We start from the raw sequence: 18,484 nt of genomic DNA, 5'->3' as shown, positions 1-18,484 counted from the left end.
TGCTTGAGCAGCGAAGGGAAACGGAAGTGGTTCAACACCCCATGGATATCAAATTCACTCACCGGCTGTCATACAAACAAGCCAGGCTTACTGTGCTGGTCGGGTTCATTCTCGGCACGCTGCTCAGCCTACTGCAAATCGGCATCGATTATGCCAGTGAAGACGCCGCCATCAACCGTGAAATCCTGTCTTTGCTGGAGATCAGCCATAACCCGGCATCACGCATTGCCTACAACATCGATGCCGAACTGGCCCAGGAACTCGCCTTGGGCCTGCTGCGCTCACCGGCAATCATTTCTGCGCAACTGATCGACAACAACAATACGGTGCTGGCCAGTGTAAAACGCCCTGAGCTGCAAAACGGCTATCGGGTGATCAGCGATTTCCTCTTCGGCGCCAAGCGTCAATTCGAAGATCGCCTGTATCTGGATCACCTGCCCAACGAATCGCTGGGAATCCTGAGTCTTGAAGTCGACACCTACACGTACGGCAGCCGCTTCCTGCGCCGGGCCGAGGTCACACTGCTCAATGGCTTCGCGCGCAGCCTGATCCTGACCGGCATTCTGCTGGCGCTGTTTTACGTGATGCTGACCAAACCGCTGGTTCGCGTCATTCGCGAGCTCAGCGGACGTGACCCTCGCAGCGCCGAAGCGGCCACGCTGGAATGCCCGGCCGGGCATGCCAACGATGAAATCGGCGTACTGGTCAAAGTCGCCAATCAGCAATTCGAGAACATCGCCACCGAGATCCAGCAGCGGCGCAACGCCGAAAACCGTCTGACCGAATACCTCGGCCAACTGGAAGACATCGTCTCGACACGGACCGCCGAACTCAAAGCGATCAATACCCGGCTCAGCCAGTCTAATCAGGAGCTTGAAGTCGCCCGCGGCACTGCGCTGGAGATGGCCGAAGCACGGTCGGCGTTCCTGGCCAACATGAGCCATGAGATCCGCACGCCACTCAACGGTCTGCTGGGGATGATTGCGCTATCACTCGACGGACCGCTGAATGCCGAGCAACAACAACAGCTATCAATCGCCCACGACTCGGGCAAAGTGCTGGTGGAGTTGCTTAACGATATTCTCGACCTCTCTAAATTCGATGCAGGGCAACTGGAACTCGAGCACATCCCGTTCGATCTCGGCTCATTGATCGAGGACACCGCCAACCTGCTGTCGCAGAACGCGGCGCCGAGCGTCGAGCTGACCTGCCTGATTGATCCGCACTTCCCCGCACTGGTGCTGGGCGATCCGACCCGGGTTCGGCAGATCGTCAGCAACCTGCTGTCCAACGCCCTGAAATTTACCCGATTCGGGCGGGTGGATGTGCGATTGTCGACCTACAAGGATGGCGTACGTATCGAAGTCTGCGACACCGGTATCGGTATCGCACAGGAAGCACAGGTGAAGATCTTCCAGCCGTTCACTCAGGCAGGTGCCGGCATTACCCGCCAGTACGGAGGCACAGGACTGGGATTGGCGCTGACTTACAACCTCTGCGAAGCCATGCAGGGACGCCTGAGTATCAGTTCCGAGACAGGTTTCGGCAGCCAGTTCTGCGCCGAGCTTCCGCTGCCCTGCCATACCCGAGCACTGGCTCCGGTTCTTCTTCAAGGCAAAGTCCTCGCCATTACCGCCGCCAGCAGTGGCTTGGCAGAGTTGTTGAAAAATCTGCTGCCGGTCTGGGGCCTTGCATACGAACAACGCACTATTGATGACTCGCTGCTGGGGCTTTCGCCCGATGTGCTGATCACTGACTGCCCTGAGTGCCTGTTCGGACTGCGTCCGACACTCACCGCTCCGATCCTGCTGGTGACCGCCTACGGCAGTTTCCTGCCCAGCGAAGAAGCGGCAGCCCTCGCCCCGTTGCAACAGCAGGCCCGACCACTGGCGCGTAACGCGCTCTATCAGAATCTGCGGCGCACCCTGAACCCGGAGGTCGCCACCATCAACGATGCACAACTCGAAACTTCGCCCCCCGTCAGACGCGGGCGCGTGCTGCTGGTCGAGGACAACCCGGTCAATCAACTGGTGGCCAAAGGCATGCTCGGCAAACTGGGCTGTGATGTCGTGGTGGCTGCCCATGGCGCCGAAGCGCTGGATCAGTTGGAGTATCAGGAATTCGATCTGGTGCTGATGGACTGCAACATGCCCGTGATGGACGGTTATGAAGCGAGCCGACAGATTCGCCAGAGCGGACGCTGGCCAAACCTGCCGATTGTCGCGTTGACCGCCAACGCTATGTCCGAGGAGCGCGAACGCTGTCGGGCGGCGGGCATGAGTGACTACTTGGCCAAGCCGTTTCGCCGTGAAGAGCTGGCGGCATTGCTGGACCAATGGATTACGACTACGCCAGCGCTTTGATTTGGCCCAGCAAGTGATCGAGTCCGTCGCGCAAGTCACTCAATCGATCCAGATCCACACCGCTGTCGCACAGCAGACGGGCCTTCAGTGGCCCGACCTGCTCGCGTAGCGCTTGTCCCGCCGCCGTCAGGCTCAAATGCACCTCACGCTCATCGCGCACCGAGCGCTGACGCTGTACCAGTTGAAATTGCTCCAGCCGCTTGAGCAATGGGGTCAAGGTGCCGGAATCCAGCGCCAGTCGTTCGCCAAGTGCCTTGACCGTCGGTTGCTCTGGCGCGCTGGCCTGCCATTCCCACAACACCAGCATCGCCAGGTATTGCGGGTAGGTCAGGCCAAGCTGATCGAGCATCGGCTTGTAGGCGCGGATCACCGCACGGGAAGCGGCATACAGCTTGAAGCACAACTGACTGTCGAGGTTCAGGGAATCGACGGACAGGCTGTTCATTTGAGCAGGGCTTCGATCTCGCGGCTCAGATCCTGCGGTTTGGTGGCCGGCGCAAAGCGCTTGACCAACTGGCCATCCTTGCCAATCAGGAATTTGGTGAAGTTCCACTTGATGCCCTCAGAACCGAGTAGACCCGGAGCGCGCTTCTTCAATTGCACAAACAATGGGTGGGCGCTGGCGCCGTTGACTTCGATCTTTTTGAACAGCGGGAAGCTGACACCGAAATTCAGTTCGCAGAACTGACTGATCGCGCCTTCATTGCCCGGCTCCTGCTTGCCGAATTGATTGCATGGAAAGCCCAGAACTACCAGACCTTGATCCTTGTAGGTCTGCCAGAGTTCCTCCAGCCCTTTGTACTGTGGGGTGAAGCCGCACTTGCTGGCAGTGTTGACCACCAACACCGCTTTACCGGCGAAATCAGCCAAGGTTTTTTGCTCACCCTTGATGGTGGTGCAAGGGATATTAAGCAGGTTGTCGCTCATGGGGCGCGCTCTGAAATCAGGAAGAAGACGAAAACATAGCGAGCAATTGAATTGCATGCAATTTAATTAATGGGATCGACCCTGCCCTGAAGCAGCCGAAGGCTGCGATCTGTGATTTTGAAAGATCAAAAGATCGCTACCTTCGTCAGTTCCCGGGGGGCGCGTTACGAGCGGGGTACCAGTTCCAGACACACCGAGTTGATGCAATAGCGCAAACCAGTCGGCGGCGGGCCGTCCGGGAAGACGTGCCCCAAATGCGCATCACAGCGCGCGCATTTCACTTCAGTACGAATCATGCCGTGGCTGATATCGCGGATTTCGGTCATGGCACTTTCTCCGATTGGCGCGTAGAAGCTAGGCCAACCGCAACCGGAATCGAATTTGGTCGTGGAGTCGAACAATGGCTCGTTACAGCAGACGCAGTGGTAAACACCATCAGTTTTGGTGGCGTTGTACTTGCCGGAGAACGGTCGCTCGGTCGCACTGAGGCGGCAAACCTCGTACTGCTGCGGATCGAGCATGGCTTTCCATTCTTCCAGGGTTTTTTCCAACTTTTCCATCATCACACCTCAGCGGCTGAAAAAGCCCGATCTGTACCTTTTCCACGGATCGGGCGGCACGTATGATTGCGCCTCGTCACACGCCAGTCTGGCAGCCAGACCGGGCGCATTCAAACGGATTCTGGGCACTACGCCTCAAGACATTCGCCTGTACGAAGACGCAGGAATCCCAGCACGGTTGTCCATCCACCGTCTGGATCGTTCATTTTCGGGATCACATCGCCATGCAGTTCAGCAAATCGAACAAGCTCGCCAACGTCTGCTACGACATTCGCGGCCCGGTGCTCAAGCACGCCAAACGACTGGAAGAGGAAGGCCAGCGCATCCTCAAGCTGAACATCGGCAATCCGGCGCCGTTCGGTTTCGAAGCGCCGGACGAAATCCTTCAGGATGTGATCCGCAACCTGCCGACCGCGCAAGGCTACAGCGATTCCAAAGGTCTGTTCAGTGCGCGCAAGGCCGTGATGCAGTACTACCAGCAGAAACAGGTCGAAGGTGTCGGCATCGAAGACATCTACCTGGGTAACGGCGTTTCCGAGTTGATCGTGATGTCGCTGCAGGCGCTGCTCAACAATGGCGACGAAGTGTTGGTGCCGGCGCCAGACTATCCGCTGTGGACCGCTGCCGTGAGCCTGGCCGGCGGCAACGCGGTGCACTACCTGTGCGACGAAGGCGCCGACTGGTTCCCGGACCTGGCCGACATCAAGGCCAAAATAACCCCGAATACCAAGGCCATGGTGATCATCAACCCGAACAACCCGACCGGCGCGGTGTATTCGAAGGAAGTGTTGCTGGGCATGCTGGAACTGGCCCGTCAGCACAACCTGGTGGTGTTCTCCGACGAAATCTACGACAAGATTCTGTACGACGACGCGGTGCACATCTGCACCGCGTCCCTGGCCCCGGATCTGCTGTGCCTGACCTTCAACGGTCTGTCGAAGTCCTATCGCGTGGCTGGCTTCCGTTCCGGCTGGATCGCGATTTCAGGACCGAAACACAACGCCCAGAGTTACATCGAAGGCATCGACATGCTGGCCAACATGCGTCTGTGCGCAAACGTGCCAAGCCAACATGCGATCCAGACCGCACTGGGCGGCTATCAGAGCATCAATGATCTGGTACTGCCGCAAGGTCGCCTGCTGGAACAGCGCAACCGTACCTGGGAACTGCTCAACGACATCCCGGGGGTGAGTTGCGTCAAACCGATGGGCGCGCTTTACGCGTTCCCACGGATCGATCCGAAGGTCTGCCCGATCCACAACGACGAAAAATTCGTCCTTGACCTGTTGCTCTCCGAAAAGTTGCTGGTGGTGCAAGGCACGGCATTCAACTGGCCGTGGCCGGATCACTTCCGCGTCGTCACCCTGCCCCGGGTCGACGAGCTCGAAATGGCCATCGGCCGCATCGGCAACTTCCTCAAGTCCTACCGCCAGTAGATGGCCAGCAGTGCGCAACGGCCCGAACGTTGCGCACTGTCTGATTCAGCAACACTTCTGCGCTCCCCTCCTCCACACGCCCTCTACACTTGCGATTCGCACCGGTCATATACGTCTGACGCAATGGCGACGGGTCGCGGCTGTGTGTCGTCCGTGTCAGTGTCTGTTGTGGGAAATGGGGCGTGCGCCGAAGAAATCGCTGTAGGACACAGTTTGAAATAGTCACCCGGTTGAATAGCCGGGTGCAGCACCTTATATACCCCGCAGTACGCTACATCTTTAGCTTGAGGAGATTTCTACAACCATGATGCGCATCCTGCTGTTTTTGGCCACTAACCTGGCGGTCGTGCTGATAGCCAGCATCACCCTGAGCCTTTTCGGCTTCAACGGGTTCATGGCGGCCAACGGGGTTGATCTCGACCTCAGTCAGCTGCTGGTTTTCTGTGCGGTCTTTGGTTTCGCCGGCTCCCTGTTCTCGCTGTTCATCTCCAAGTGGATGGCGAAGATGAGCACCGGCACTCAGATCATCAGCCAGCCACGTACCCGGCATGAGCAATGGCTGCTGCAAACCGTCGAGCAATTGTCCCGCGAAGCCGGGATCAAGATGCCCGAAGTCGGTATCTTCCCGGCCTACGAAGCGAACGCGTTCGCCACTGGCTGGAACAAGAACGACGCACTGGTCGCCGTCAGTCAGGGCCTGCTCGAGCGTTTTTCGCCCGATGAAGTGAAAGCCGTGCTGGCCCACGAAATCGGCCACGTTGCCAACGGCGACATGGTCACCCTGGCGCTGATCCAGGGCGTGGTAAACACTTTCGTGATGTTCTTCGCGCGGATCATCGGCAACTTCGTCGACAAGTTCTTTTTCAAGAACGAAGAAGGCCGGGGCATTGCCTACTACGTGGCCACCATCTTCGCCGAACTGGTACTGGGCATCCTGGCCAGTGCGATCGTCATGTGGTTCTCGCGCAAACGCGAATTCCGCGCCGACGAAGCCGGTGCACGTCTGGCCGGCACCAGCGCGATGATCGGTGCACTGCAACGCCTGCGCGCCGAACAGGGCCTGCCGGTACATATGCCGGACACCCTGAATGCGTTTGGCATCAACGGTGGCATCAAGCAGGGCTTCGCCCGCATGTTCATGAGCCACCCGCCGCTGGAAGAGCGTATCGACGCTTTGCGTCGTCGCGGTTGAACCTGCCCATATAAAAAAAGAGGGCCCGCAGTGATGCGGGTCTTTTTTATTGCTTCGAGTAATGGGCTGCTTTTGCTGACGTCATCGCTGGCAAGTCAGCGATGACATCAGTACTGCCCCCCAAAAAAACTAATGACTGGAAATACGGTAAACCCTCTCCTCCAACCGCGTCACGCCAGCCTGCAAGAACTTCCAGCTCTCCCCCAGCACATCCTGCTGTTCCAGCACTTGCACCTGCCAGCCACCGCCCAGCAACCGCTGCACCTCATCGTCCAACACCGCGAACGGCGGCCCGGACATCTGTGACTGATCGTAATCCAGCGTAATCAACACCCCTTGCAAGCCCTGCGGCAAGATCTGCTGAAGGTGCGCCGCATACTGCTCACGCATCGGTGGCGGGAGCGCGATCATCGCTGCCCGGTCGTACAGCGCTGTGCAATCGGCGACATCGTCCGCTTTCAGTGCAAAGAAATCACCACACCACAGCTCGATAGATCCAGCGCGATATACCTTGAATACGCCCCTCTCGCTGATTTGCGGGGACACCCGCTGCTCGCTGAAAAAATCCTCGACAGCTTTTTCCGACAGCTCAACCCCTAAAACCTTGTGGCCACGCCCGGCCAGCCACAGCAAATCCAGACTTTTCCCACACAGTGGCACCAGTACGCGGGCCGATACAGGGATCGGCAGATCCGGCCAGTGCCGCTGCAAATGGGGGTTCACCTCAGGCTGATGAAAGCCGATCTGGTCAGATGCCCACTTCTTGTGCCAAAACTCAGGCTGCATGTGTCGCTCCTAAAAAATCGATCAAAAAGCGTTAAAACTTATATTAGATTTAGATCAATGAACTGACTGAAGATGGCTCATCTTACCGCTCAGGAACCCGTCCATGCTTCCCAGCCTGTTTATCTCCCATGGATCGCCCATGCTCGCGCTGGAGCCCGGCGCCAGCGGCCCTGCCCTCGCACGACTGGCCGCCGAATTGCCCAGGCCCGAAGCCATCGTGATTGTCTCCGCACACTGGGAGAGTCACGAATTGCTGGTCAGCAGCCATCCGCAACCCGAGACATTGCATGACTTCGGCGGTTTCCCGAGCGCCCTGTTTGAAGTGCAGTACCCGGCGCAGGGCAATCCGCAACTGGCTGCCGAGGTCGCCGATCTGCTGACCATCAACGGTCTCCCCGTGCGCCTCGACCCACAGCGCCCGTTCGATCACGGCGTCTGGGTGCCGCTGTCTCTGATGTATCCCGAGGCAAATATTCCAGTGGTGCAAGTTTCGTTACCGAGTCGCGGCGGTCCGGCACTGCAAACACGCGTCGGCCGTGCGCTGGCAAGCCTGCGCGAACAAGGGATTTTGCTGATCGGCTCTGGCAGCATCACTCACAACCTGCGTGAGCTGGACTGGCATGCCGGTCCGGAGAGCGTCGAGCCGTGGGCAAGGGAATTCCGTGACTGGGTGATCGACAAGCTTGCGACCGAAGATGAAGCGGCGCTGCATGACTACCGCCAGCAGGCGCCTAACGCGGTGCGCAGCCATCCAAGTGATGAGCATTTGTTGCCGTTGTACTTCGCTCGGGGTGCCGGGGGTGAATTCAGTGTGGCGCATCAGGGCTTCACGATGGGTGCGCTGGGTATGGATATTTATCGTTTCGGCTGACGCCTTCGCGAGCAGGCTCGCTCCCACAGGTTTTGTGGGAGCATAAAAAACAGGCAAAAAAAATCCCCGAACCAGTCGGGGATTTTTTATGTTCGATCAATCAGCCCAGGGCGGATCAATCTTCGCGATAGCGACGCAGTTTCAGCTGCTTACCGGCAACGCGAGTGTCCTTCAGCTTGGTCAGGAGTTTGTCCAGACCATCTTCCGGCAGCTCAACGAGGCTGAAGCTGTCACGCACCTGGATGCGACCGATCGCTTCACGGGCCAGACCACCTTCGTTGAGGATGGCGCCCAGCAGGTTTTTAGCGGCGATACCGTCACGCGCACCCAGCGCGGTACGGCAACGAGCACGGCCTTCGCCCAAAGGAATTGGCGCGCGACGCTCGCGATCACCACGGTCCGGACGGTCACCGCTACGTTCAGGACGGTCGCCACGCGGTGCGTTGTTAGGCACCAGTGGACGTTCCTTCTCGATCGCAGCCAGCGTCAGCGCTTGACCATTGGTGGCCTTGCGCAGCAGAGCAGCAGCCAGAGCACGCGGCGTGCAACCGATGTCTGCAGTCAGACGATCCAGCAGCTCACCGTGAGTCGATTCAGCATCGGCAACCAGCGGCGCCAGGCTGTTGGTCAGTTTCTTGATGCGCGCATCGAGAACTGCCTGAGCGTCCGGCAGGCGAACCTCGGCAACTTTCTGACCGGTTACACGCTCGATCACTTGCAGCATGCGGCGCTCACGTGGAGTCACCAGCAGCAGTGCACGACCTTCGCGACCGGCACGGCCAGTACGGCCGATACGGTGCACGTAGGACTCTGGGTCGTACGGCATGTCAACGTTGAACACGTGAGTGATACGTGGAACGTCGAGACCACGAGCAGCAACGTCGGTCGCTACAACGATGTCCAGACGGCCATCCTTGAGCGAGTCAATTACGCGCTCACGCTGGTTCTGGGCGATGTCACCGTTCAGCGCAGCGGCTTTGTAGCCTTTTGCGTCGAGGGCACTGGCCAGATCCAGGGTCGCTTGCTTGGTGCGCACGAACATGATCAGAGCGTCGAAATCTTCCACTTCCAGCAAGCTGAGAACGGCCGAAGTCTTCTGGTCAGCGTGAACCAACAGGTGAGCCTGTTCGATCGCGGTAACGGTTTGGGTCTTGGTCTGGATCTTGACGTGTTGCGGATCGCGCAGGTGGCGTTCGGCAATGGCGCGGATCGACTGCGGCAGGGTAGCCGAGAACAAAACGGTCTGACGGGTCGCTGGCAGAGCCTTGAAGATGACTTCCAGGTCATCCATGAAGCCCAGTTTCAACATTTCGTCAGCTTCGTCGAGAACCAGGTGGTTCACGGTCGACAGCACTTTCTCGTCGCGACGCAGGTGGTCGCACAGACGGCCCGGAGTGGCGACAACGATCTGTGCGCCGTTACGGATAGCCTTGAGTTGCGGGCCCATCGGCGCGCCGCCGTAAACGGCGACAACGGTGACGCCTGGCATTTGCTTGGCGTAGGTTTCAAAAGCGGTTGCTACTTGCAGCGCCAACTCTCGGGTTGGCGCCAGGATCAGGGCTTGCGGTTCGCGCTTGGCAGGATCGATGCGGTGCAGAATAGGCAGTGCGAACGCGGCGGTTTTACCGGTACCGGTTTGCGCCTGGCCAATCATGTCCTGGCCGGCCATGATGATCGGGATCGATTGCTGCTGAATCGCCGAAGGCTCTTCGTAGCCGGTCGCTGCGACGGCTGCAAGAATATTCGGGTTAAGATTAAAAGCGGCGAATCCGCCGGTTTCCTGGGTCATGGGTCTGCCTCTAAGTGCATCCGCAAAGACCCATGCTCCAAAGCTGCGCATGCCGTGTTGAGACTCAAGAGTCGCCCTGGCAGCTTTGTCGGCGGGGATTTGCGAAAACGAATGAATGAGAAAAAGAATCGTCCGGGAAGAGCCCGCAATGCGGACGTGCAGCCGAAGCTGACTTCGGGAAATTGCGCTACCTAAACGCGGCCCGGTTAAAGGCCGGCGCGCACTATACCGGATTTTGCCCAAAAAGGGAGCTTTTTTTATCGCCTGAATGCGTGCGTCACCGCTGTGTAGTGGGGTTTTGCGGATAATCGCGCCAAGGTCTATTTTTCAAAGGCCCGGCCCTACGGGTGATGACGCTAAAACGATTCACCGATGTGCGGCATACCGTCGCTGCCCGCCCTTCCCGCCTGAGGATTTAGCCATGAATCAGCCCTGCCCCGGCCGTGTCAGCCGAGAACGTCGTGGCCATGTCCACCTGATCGGCCTCGACCGAGCGGCCAAGCGCAATGCGTTCGACCTCGACCTGCTCAATGACTTGAGCCTTGCCTACGGCGAGTTCGAGGCCGACAGCGAGGCGCGGGTGGCGGTGGTGTTCGGGCATGGCGAGCACTTTACCGCTGGTCTGGATCTGGTGAATGCGAGCGCCGCCCTTGCGCAAGGCTGGCAAGTTCCGACCGGCGGTTGTGATCCATGGGGGGTGTTCGTCGGCCCACGGGTGAGCAAACCGGTGATTGTCGCGGTGCAAGGCTACTGCCTGACCATTGGTATCGAGTTGATGCTGGCGGCGGATATCAACCTGTGTGCGAGCAATACCCGCTTCGCGCAAATGGAAGTTCAGCGTGGGATCTTTCCTTTTGGTGGCGCGACTTTACGTTTTCATCAGGTGGCCGGCTGGGGCAATGCCATGCGTTGGTTGCTGACCGGGGATGAGTTTGATGCCCACGACGCATTAAGGCTGGGGTTGGTGCAGGAAGTGATGGCCAGCGAAGATCTGCTGCCACGGGCGATTGAACTGGCTGAGCGGATTGCCCGACAGGCGCCGTTGGGGGTACAGGCGACGTTGCAATCGGCGCGACAGGCGCGCTATGAAGGTGAGACGGCGGCGGCGCAGGGGTTGCCGACGCTGGTGAAAAAGTTGCTGAGTAGTGAGGATGCCAAGGAAGGTATCAAGTCGCTGGTTGAACGGCGCCCGGGCATCTTCAAAGGGATCTGAGAAATGTGGTGCTCTTCAGGCCCTCTTCGCGAGCAAGCCCGCTCCCACATTTGGAATGCATTTCAAGTGTGGGAGCGGGCTTGCTGGCGAAGGGGTCAGCACTGAAGACTCAAGTCGCCGGACGAATGGCTTTGATCAACGACTGCAACGAATACCCCAACTGCGGCGCCAGTGCTTCGGCCCGGGCCGTCAGCGCCTGCATGTCCAGTGCCTGATCGAGATCCGCCGGGACAATCAGAATCACATTGCCCTCCTTCACCGGCAACTCCCAGTAATGTCGATGATAGAGCCCGCGCAACAACGCCGCGCCCAGCGGCTTGCCGTCATCGGTGGCCCACTGATTGATCACCAGCCAGCCGCCCGGATTCAGACGCTTCTGACAGTCACCCAGGAAACGCCAGGCAAGGTGCCCGACACCCGGCCCGACATCGGTATAGAGGTCGACAAAAATCAGATCCGCCGGCTCGGCGGTTGGCAGCAACTCGAGCGCATCGCCAACGCGAATGTACAGACGCGGATCATCATCCAGCCCAAGGTATTCAATGGCCAGACGCGGCACGTCGGGACGCAGCTCAATCGCTTCGACATCCTCCAAAGGCAGGAACTTGAGGCAGGCCTGAGTCAGCGTACCGGCGCCCAGTCCGAGGAACAGCGCACTCTCCGGCCGCTCATGGCACAACGCGCCAATCAGCATCGCCCGGGTGTAGTCGTATTCCAGCCAGCTCGGATCAGCGGTGAACACGCAGCTCTGCTCGATTGCATCGCCGAATTCGAGAAAGCGGTAATCAGCCACTTCCAGCACGCGAATCACGCCGAACTCATCCTGTACTTCGGCGAGCAGATGCTCGACGCGTTCCTCAGTCATTTCGTCTCCTGATGGTCACCGGGCGCGGTGACGCGATGGCACCGCTTTGGCGCCGTGGCAAAGCGGCGATTGTCGGCGAAGGGGCAGGAACAGGTCACGCACTAATTTGCTGATACCATGGCCTTCCGTGCGTAGAACCTTAGAGACCGTGATGAACCAACCCTGGAGCCCTGATAGCTGGCGTGCCCTGCCGATCCAGCAACAACCCCAATACCCCGACGCCGCGCACTTGCGCCAGGTCGAGCAGACATTGGCCAGCTATCCGCCACTGGTGTTTGCCGGCGAAGCACGCGAACTGCGTCGTCAGTTTGCCGAGGTGACTCAGGGGCGGGCGTTCCTGCTGCAGGGCGGTGACTGCGCCGAAAGCTTTGCCGAATTTTCCGCGGCGAAAATTCGCGACACGTTTAAAGTGTTGCTGCAAATGGCGATCGTCATGACCTTCGCCGCGGGTTGCCCGGTGGTCAAGGTTGGGCGTATGGCCGGCCAGTTTGCCAAGCCGCGCTCAGCCAACGACGAAACCATCGGCGGCGTGACCCTGCCGGCCTACCGTGGCGACATCGTCAACGGCATCGGTTTTGACGAAAAAAGCCGTGTGCCTGACCCGGAACGCCTGCTGCAGTCTTATCACCAGTCCACCGCGACACTGAACCTGTTGCGCGCCTTCGCCCAGGGCGGTTTTGCCGACCTGCATCAAGTGCACAAGTGGAATCTCGATTTCATCGCCAACTCGGCGCTGGCCGAGAAGTACAGCCACCTCGCTGGCCGCATCGATGAAACCCTGGCTTTCATGCGCGCTTGCGGCATGGACAGCTCGCCGCAATTGCGCGAAACCAGTTTCTTCACCGCCCACGAAGCACTGCTGTTGAACTACGAAGAAGCCTTCGTGCGTCGCGACAGCCTAACCAACGATTACTACGATTGCTCGGCGCACATGCTGTGGATCGGCGACCGCACCCGTCAGCTCGACGGCGCTCACGTCGAATTCCTGCGCGGTGTGAACAACCCGATCGGGGTGAAAGTCGGCCCGAGCATGGATCCCGACGATTTGATCCGCCTGATCGACGTGCTCAACCCCGACAACGATCCGGGTCGCCTGAACCTGATCGCGCGAATGGGCGCGAACAAGGTCGGCGATCACCTGCCAGCACTGATCCGTGCGGTGCAGCGTGAAGGCAAGCAGGTGCTATGGAGCTGTGACCCGATGCACGGCAACACGATCAAGGCCAGCAGCGGCTACAAGACCCGCGATTTTGCGCAGATCCTCGGCGAGGTGAAACAGTTCTTCCAGGTGCACGAAGCCGAAGGCACTTATGCCGGAGGGATTCATATCGAGATGACCGGGCAGAATGTCACCGAGTGCATTGGTGGGGCGCGGCCGATCACTGAAGATGGCTTGTCGGATCGTTATCACACGCACTGTGACCCGCGCATGAATGCCGATCAGTCGCTGGAACTGGCGTTTTTGATTGCTGAGACGCTGAAGCAGGTTCGCCGTTGAATCAGTCTGGCATCTAGCGTCTGACAGGCCGCATTCGCGAGCAAGCCCGCCCCCACACTGGTTTAGTGAACAACACAAATCCAGTGTGGGCTTGCTCGCGAAGAGTCCCAATCAATCAACATCAATTTGCGCCAATGCCACCCGCAACCGCCCCGCACTCTCGCGCTCACAATTAAGCTTCACCGTCTCCAACCCCAGCCAATCCGCCATCCGCCGTAAATTCCCCGCCAGCGCCAGCATCCCCTCGTCATCCAGCCCCGGCGCCTCCTCGTATACCGCCTGCACCGCCAGTCGCCCCGATCCCCGCTCGGAACGCAGATCGACCCGCGCAGCAATCCGTTCGTTGTGTAGAAACGGCAACACGTAGTACCCGTAAACCCGTTTGTCCTGAGGCGTGTAGATCTCCAGTCGATAGCGGAAATCGAACAGACGCTCGGTGCGACTGCGCTCCCAGACCAATGAATCGAACGGTGATAACAGCGCGCTGGCCGCTACCTTGCGCGGGACTTTCGGCTCCGGCAGGCAATAGGCGATTTGCCGCCAACCGGCCACTTCACAGGTGAGCAACTGTCCGGCCTCAACCAGTTCGGCAAAGCGCGGACGGGCATCTGCCGGATTCAAACGAAAGTAGTCACGCAGATCTTTTTCCGTGCCGACGCCCAGTGCTTCAGCGGCATGCAGCAATAATCCGCGCTGCGCTTGGGCCTCATCAGGCAGGGTCTGCTGCAGGATCGACGCCGGCATTACCCGCTCGGGCAAATCATACAAACGCTCAAATCCGCGCCGCCCCGCCACTGTCACTTCGCCGGTGGCGAACAACCATTCCAGCGCATGTTTCTCCGCGCTCCAGTCCCACCAAGGCCCAGCCTTGTCTTCGCGAGTCGACAGACTGCCGGCACCCAAAGCACCCTGTGCTTCAACAGACGCCAACACCCGACGAATCGTGCCCTGCTGCTCGCGACCGAACTTCGCCAACTGCTGATAGATGCCTTCGCCACGTTTGGCGCGCTGCATCCGCCACGCCAATAACGGATACATCGACAGCGGCAGCAACGATGCCTCATGCCCCCAATATTCGAACAACGTGCGACGCCGTCCCGAACTCCAGGCCGCCTGGTCGAGCAAGTCAGAAGAATAGGAACCGAGACGGGAGAACAGCGGCAGATAGTGCGAGCGCACCACGGCATTGACGGAGTCGATCTGCAAAAGGCCCAGCCGTTCGATCAGCCGGTTAAGGTGCGATGCCTTGACGGTCGGCGGCTGGCGCCCGTTGAACCCTTGGGCAGCCAGCGCCAGACGTCGAGCCTGTTTGAGGGAAAAGGACAGTGTCGCGGGCATGAGCATCTCCTTGTCTGCTCGCAACCTACCTCACCTGAAAGTGGTTTGTGTAGTAATGCCCTGATCATTTGTGCATCGGATCGTCCCAGAATGGCCGCACCGACTCATGTTCGACGTCGGCGCGACTGACGCCGATGTCTTTCAGCGCTTCGTCACTCAGGCTGGCGAGCAACTCGCGTTCGCGGTGAAGCTCGTACCAACGGCTAAACTTGTTCAGCAGATCCGAGATGAGATGAACAGGAACTCTTGCATCGCTTGCATAGACTTTTTGACCTTTCATCGTATTGCCCTCCGTTGTGGATGGCCCAAGTCTCGCGCCGGCGCTAAGATCAATCCAACGAATGTTTCTGATGGCATTCATCACGGAGATTCATCAATTGTCGGCCTACCCCAGTATCGATACCGATGTCCTGCGCACCTTTGTCGCGATTGCCGATCAGGGCGGTTTCACCCGCGCTGGCGAGATGGTCAACCGCACGCAATCAGCGGTGAGCATGCAGATGAAGCGTCTGGAAGAAGACGTTTTGCAGCGTCAACTGTTCGAGCGTGATGGCCGTCAGGTGCGGCTGACTGCAGAGGGTCAGGTTCTGCTCGGTTACGCGCGGCGCATCCTCAAACTGCATAGCGAAGTGTTCAACACCTTGCGCGAGCCGCACATGGTCGGCACCGTGCGCATCGGCACGCCGGATGATTACGTGATGCGCTTTCTGCCGGGAATCCTGTCGCGGTTTGCGCAGTTCTATCCGCTGATCCAGATCGAAGTGCATTGCGAATCGACCAGACAGCTATTGCAGCGCACCGACCTGGACCTGTCGATCGTGACCCGCGAGCCGGGCAACGAGATTGGTCAACTGCTGCGCAAGGAGCGCTTCGTCTGGGCCGAGGCGCAAAACTTCAGCGCCCACGAACAGACGCCGTTGCCTTTGGCGATGTTCAACAGCGATTGTTTCTGTCGCTTGTGGGCATGCAATGCGCTGGACGCAATGGGCCGCGATTACCGCATCGCCTACAACAGCACCAGCCTGTCGGCGCTGATGGCGGTGGTGAGCGCGGGTCTGGCGATCACCGCCCAACTGGAAAGCCTGATCACCCCGGACATGCGTATTCTCGGTGCCGACGAAAACCTGCCGCTGCTGCCCGAGGCGAGCATCATGCTGATCCGCAACCTGAACAAGCCTTCGCCGATTACCGAGTGCCTGGCCGAGCACATCGTCGACGGCTTCAAACTTTAATCGCGAGCATCACCGCACACAGCACCAGAAAGCCGCAGAACAGCCCACGCAGAATTTTTTCCGGCATTGCGTGGGCAACTTTCACGCCCCAACTGATGCTCGCCAGACCGCCGATGGCCAGTGGCAGGCCGATCATCCAGTCAACTTCGTGATGCACCGCGTAGGTGACCAGGGTGACGCCAGTGCTTGGCAACGCCAGCGCCAGCGACAGGCCCTGAGCAACCACCTGAGTGGCACCGAACACGCTGGTCAGCACCGGCGTCGCCACCACAGCGCCACCGACACCGAACAACCCGCCCATGGTTCCGGACGCCGCGCCGAGTACACCCAGCCATGGCCAGGAATAGCGCATCCGGGATGTCGTTGCTGGCCGCGCGCCTAATATGCGCACCAGGTTATAGAGGGATAACACGACCAGAAAGGCGACAAAACCGATGCGCATCGTCTGCGCATCGATGCCCACCGCCCAGATCGAGCCGATCCAGGCAAAACAGAAGCCCATGACAGCCAGCGGCAACGCATGCCGCAGTTCGATGCGATTGCGCTGATGGTAACGCCACAGCGCCAGCATCACGTTCGGCACCACCATCACCAGCGCGGTGCCTTGGGCAATCTGCTGGTCGAGCCCAAACCACACGCCCAGCAAAGGAATGGCAATCAGGCCGCCACCGATGCCAAAGATGCCACCGAGTGTGCCGAGGGCCGCGCCGAACAGCAGGTACAACAAGAAGTCCATCACAGCCAAATTCCTCTTACGTCAGGCGATTCATCCTACGCAGTCGCGGCTGGCAGGGAAACGCACAGCAACGCACAATGGCTATGCCGATTTCGCAAAAGCGTTGAACCGACATGAACCCCAATCAATTGACCGATCAACTCGGACTGTTTCTCGATGTGCTGGAAAGCGGCAGTTTTTCCGCCGCTTCACGCCTTCATCCACTGACGCCTTCGGCAGTCGCTCGACGCATCGACAGCCTTGAAAGCGCGGTCGGCAGCCAGTTGTTCATCCGCAGCACACACGCCGTGCGCGCCACCCCCGCAGGCATGGCCTTTGCCGAACGGGCGCGGCGGATCGTCGCCGAACTGCAACTGGCCCGTGCCGAAGTCGTTTCCCTGAGCAGTGCGCCAGAAGGCTTGATTCGCATCGATGCCCCGGCAGCGTTCGGGCGGCGGCACTTGGCGCCGGTCATTGCTGACTTCCTCGTTCTGTATCCAGGGCTGGATGTGCAGTTGCACCTGATCGACAGCTTCGTCGATATGAGCGGTTCGAACCTGGGCAAAGTGGATCTGGTGCTGCGGGCCGGACAACTGGCCGACACACGGCTGGTGGCCACTCCACTGGCAAGCATAGTGCGCATTGCCTGCGCCAGCCCTGACTATCTCAAACGCCGAAGCGTGCCAAACCATCCCGCGCAATTAAGTGAACATGACGGTCTGGACTGGGAAGGCCTCGCCCCGCCCTTTGCCTGGCGTTTCGAGGCAGACGGGAAGATGCAACTGCACCGTCCCGCACGCATTCGCATGAGTGCCAACAACGCCGAGGCACTGGTGTGTGGCGCCTTGGCCGGGCTTGGGATTGCGCACCTGCCAACCTGGCTGGCCAGCGAATACCTGTTGCGCGGCGAGTTGCTGCCGCTGTTCTGCGAGCACGGCCTGCCTGCGCCGGAATCCGCGGGCATCTACGCATTGCGCATGGAACGGCAAACCCATTCGCGCAGTCATTTGTTGCTGGAATACCTCAAGACCCGATTCAGCCCTGTGCCGCCGTGGGATCTGGCACTCCAGCGTGATCTGGGCCGCCATTAGAACTGGAGAATTATCTGGCGCATTAAACATTCGGACGCTAGATTCATGACCATTCCCGATCAAGGCTTTGACATGACATCCGAACGCGACACCTGCGACGACCTGCTGCTGGGCAATCAGGCTTGCTTCGCCCTGCACTCGACCTCACTGATGATGACCAAGGTCTACAAACCGATGCTGCAAGCGCTGGGCCTGACCTATCCGCAGTATCTGGCGATGATGGTGCTGTGGGAGAAGGATGGTCTGACTGTCGGAGAAATCAGCACACGACTGCTGACGGATCCGGGTTCGTTGACGCCATTGCTCAAACGCCTGGAAGGCGAAGGCTTGCTCAGCCGCACCCGCAGTCGTGAAGACGAACGCGTGGTGATTGTCGAATTGACCGAGCAGGGCCGGGCACTGAAGGAAAAAGCCAAAACAGTTCCGCAATGCATTCTAGGCGCCAGCGGCTTCACCCTGGAGCGCCTGCAAAATCTGCAGGCAGAACTCCAGGCGCTGCGCAGCCACCTGCAAGACAGCCTCACCTGAATCCACTACCTTCCCCTCTGTGGGAGCGCGCAAGCCCACTCCCACAATGTTTCTGCGCCAATTCAAAAATTCCTTTCAGA

At 59.3% G+C, this 18,484-nt stretch carries 18 protein-coding genes; 9 read left to right on the top strand and 9 right to left on the bottom strand.

Features of this window, described 5'->3' with window-relative positions:
• The first annotated feature begins 41 nt into the window (after positions 1–41).
• Positions 42–2,363, top strand: coding sequence for a response regulator (locus tag ACIOU6_RS05250; RefSeq protein ID WP_221729189.1), 2,322 nt, complete (start codon positions 42–44; stop codon positions 2,361–2,363).
• On the opposite strand, the gene ACIOU6_RS05245 is transcribed toward ACIOU6_RS05250, so the two are convergent.
• From ACIOU6_RS05245 to msrB, 3 genes are all read right to left on the bottom strand, one after another.
• On the bottom strand, positions 2,347–2,808 hold the full coding sequence (locus ACIOU6_RS05245) for a MarR family winged helix-turn-helix transcriptional regulator (RefSeq protein ID WP_221729190.1): 462 nt from the start codon (positions 2,806–2,808) through the stop codon (positions 2,347–2,349). The genes ACIOU6_RS05250 and ACIOU6_RS05245 overlap by 17 nt on opposite strands.
• On the bottom strand, positions 2,805–3,290 hold the full coding sequence (locus tag ACIOU6_RS05240; RefSeq protein ID WP_401134416.1) for a glutathione peroxidase: 486 nt from the start codon (positions 3,288–3,290) through the stop codon (positions 2,805–2,807). Before ACIOU6_RS05240 ends, ACIOU6_RS05245 begins: the two co-directional genes overlap by 4 nt.
• A 164-nt stretch (positions 3,291–3,454) precedes the next feature.
• Positions 3,455–3,850 carry a peptide-methionine (R)-S-oxide reductase MsrB gene (gene msrB, locus ACIOU6_RS05235; protein WP_221729192.1) on the bottom strand — a complete coding sequence of 132 codons (396 nt, stop codon included), beginning with the start codon at positions 3,848–3,850 and terminating at the stop codon, positions 3,455–3,457.
• A 224-nt stretch (positions 3,851–4,074) separates the two neighbouring features.
• Here msrB and ACIOU6_RS05230 point away from each other — a divergent pair, with 224 nt between their 5' ends.
• Together ACIOU6_RS05230 and htpX are read left to right on the top strand one after the other, a co-directional pair.
• Entirely contained in the window at positions 4,075–5,286 is a 1,212-nt protein-coding gene (locus tag ACIOU6_RS05230) for a pyridoxal phosphate-dependent aminotransferase (protein WP_042560257.1), read from the top strand.
• A 304-nt stretch (positions 5,287–5,590) separates the two neighbouring features.
• Entirely contained in the window at positions 5,591–6,478 is an 888-nt protein-coding gene (htpX, locus tag ACIOU6_RS05225) for a protease HtpX (protein WP_221729193.1), read from the top strand.
• Positions 6,479–6,607: 129 nt separating this feature from the next.
• Here the strand turns inward: htpX and ACIOU6_RS05220 are convergent, their stop codons facing one another.
• The gene (locus tag ACIOU6_RS05220) at positions 6,608–7,264 is read right to left on the bottom strand and encodes a thiopurine S-methyltransferase (protein WP_401134411.1); all 657 of its coding nucleotides are present in this window, start codon (positions 7,262–7,264) and stop codon (positions 6,608–6,610) included.
• A gap of 103 nt (positions 7,265–7,367) precedes the next feature.
• Between ACIOU6_RS05220 and ACIOU6_RS05215 the strand changes: the two genes are divergently transcribed.
• Positions 7,368–8,135, top strand: coding sequence for a DODA-type extradiol aromatic ring-opening family dioxygenase (locus tag ACIOU6_RS05215; RefSeq protein ID WP_401134408.1), 768 nt, complete (start codon positions 7,368–7,370; stop codon positions 8,133–8,135).
• A 115-nt stretch (positions 8,136–8,250) separates the two neighbouring features.
• On the opposite strand, the gene ACIOU6_RS05210 is transcribed toward ACIOU6_RS05215, so the two are convergent.
• Entirely contained in the window at positions 8,251–9,924 is a 1,674-nt protein-coding gene (locus ACIOU6_RS05210; RefSeq protein WP_221729196.1) for a DEAD/DEAH box helicase, read from the bottom strand.
• A 421-nt stretch (positions 9,925–10,345) separates the two neighbouring features.
• Between ACIOU6_RS05210 and ACIOU6_RS05205 the strand changes: the two genes are divergently transcribed.
• Entirely contained in the window at positions 10,346–11,137 is a 792-nt protein-coding gene (locus tag ACIOU6_RS05205; RefSeq protein WP_401134404.1) for a crotonase/enoyl-CoA hydratase family protein, read from the top strand.
• 109 nt (positions 11,138–11,246) lie between these two features.
• Here the strand turns inward: ACIOU6_RS05205 and ACIOU6_RS05200 are convergent, their stop codons facing one another.
• On the bottom strand, positions 11,247–12,002 hold the full coding sequence (locus tag ACIOU6_RS05200) for a spermidine synthase (protein ID WP_401134401.1): 756 nt from the start codon (positions 12,000–12,002) through the stop codon (positions 11,247–11,249).
• A gap of 151 nt (positions 12,003–12,153) precedes the next feature.
• Between ACIOU6_RS05200 and ACIOU6_RS05195 the strand changes: the two genes are divergently transcribed.
• Positions 12,154–13,500 (top strand): class II 3-deoxy-7-phosphoheptulonate synthase, encoded by a 1,347-nt coding sequence (locus ACIOU6_RS05195; RefSeq protein ID WP_401134399.1) that lies wholly within the window; start codon positions 12,154–12,156, stop codon positions 13,498–13,500.
• Between the two features lie 111 nt (positions 13,501–13,611).
• Here ACIOU6_RS05195 and ACIOU6_RS05190 read toward each other — a convergent pair whose 3' ends face one another.
• On the bottom strand, positions 13,612–14,838 hold the full coding sequence (locus tag ACIOU6_RS05190; protein WP_401134396.1) for a winged helix-turn-helix domain-containing protein: 1,227 nt from the start codon (positions 14,836–14,838) through the stop codon (positions 13,612–13,614).
• Positions 14,839–14,902: 64 nt separating this feature from the next.
• Positions 14,903–15,118 (bottom strand): DUF1127 domain-containing protein, encoded by a 216-nt coding sequence (locus ACIOU6_RS05185; RefSeq protein WP_221729201.1) that lies wholly within the window; start codon positions 15,116–15,118, stop codon positions 14,903–14,905.
• Positions 15,119–15,215: 97 nt separating this feature from the next.
• On the opposite strand from ACIOU6_RS05185, the gene ACIOU6_RS05180 reads away from it, so the two are divergent.
• Positions 15,216–16,070, top strand: coding sequence for a LysR substrate-binding domain-containing protein (locus tag ACIOU6_RS05180; RefSeq protein ID WP_339431273.1), 855 nt, complete (start codon positions 15,216–15,218; stop codon positions 16,068–16,070).
• Here ACIOU6_RS05180 and ACIOU6_RS05175 read toward each other — a convergent pair.
• On the bottom strand, positions 16,060–16,809 hold the full coding sequence (locus ACIOU6_RS05175; protein ID WP_401134394.1) for a sulfite exporter TauE/SafE family protein: 750 nt from the start codon (positions 16,807–16,809) through the stop codon (positions 16,060–16,062). The genes ACIOU6_RS05180 and ACIOU6_RS05175 overlap by 11 nt on opposite strands.
• 110 nt (positions 16,810–16,919) lie before the next feature.
• Between ACIOU6_RS05175 and ACIOU6_RS05170 the strand changes: the two genes are divergently transcribed.
• Both ACIOU6_RS05170 and ACIOU6_RS05165 read left to right on the top strand, forming a co-directional pair.
• Positions 16,920–17,876: a LysR family transcriptional regulator gene (locus ACIOU6_RS05170; RefSeq protein ID WP_401134391.1), complete on the top strand. Its 957-nt coding sequence runs from the start codon at positions 16,920–16,922 to the stop codon at positions 17,874–17,876.
• A gap of 72 nt (positions 17,877–17,948) precedes the next feature.
• On the top strand, positions 17,949–18,404 hold the full coding sequence (locus tag ACIOU6_RS05165; protein ID WP_221729204.1) for a MarR family winged helix-turn-helix transcriptional regulator: 456 nt from the start codon (positions 17,949–17,951) through the stop codon (positions 18,402–18,404).
• The last annotated feature ends 80 nt before the right edge of the window (positions 18,405–18,484 follow it).

This window comes from Pseudomonas sp. NPDC087615, from assembly GCF_044743445.1.
GTDB lineage: Bacteria > Pseudomonadota > Gammaproteobacteria > Pseudomonadales > Pseudomonadaceae > Aquipseudomonas > Aquipseudomonas baetica_A.
Note: the sequence above shows the minus strand (reverse complement) of the source record. Positions and strands in the feature narration are given on the sequence as shown.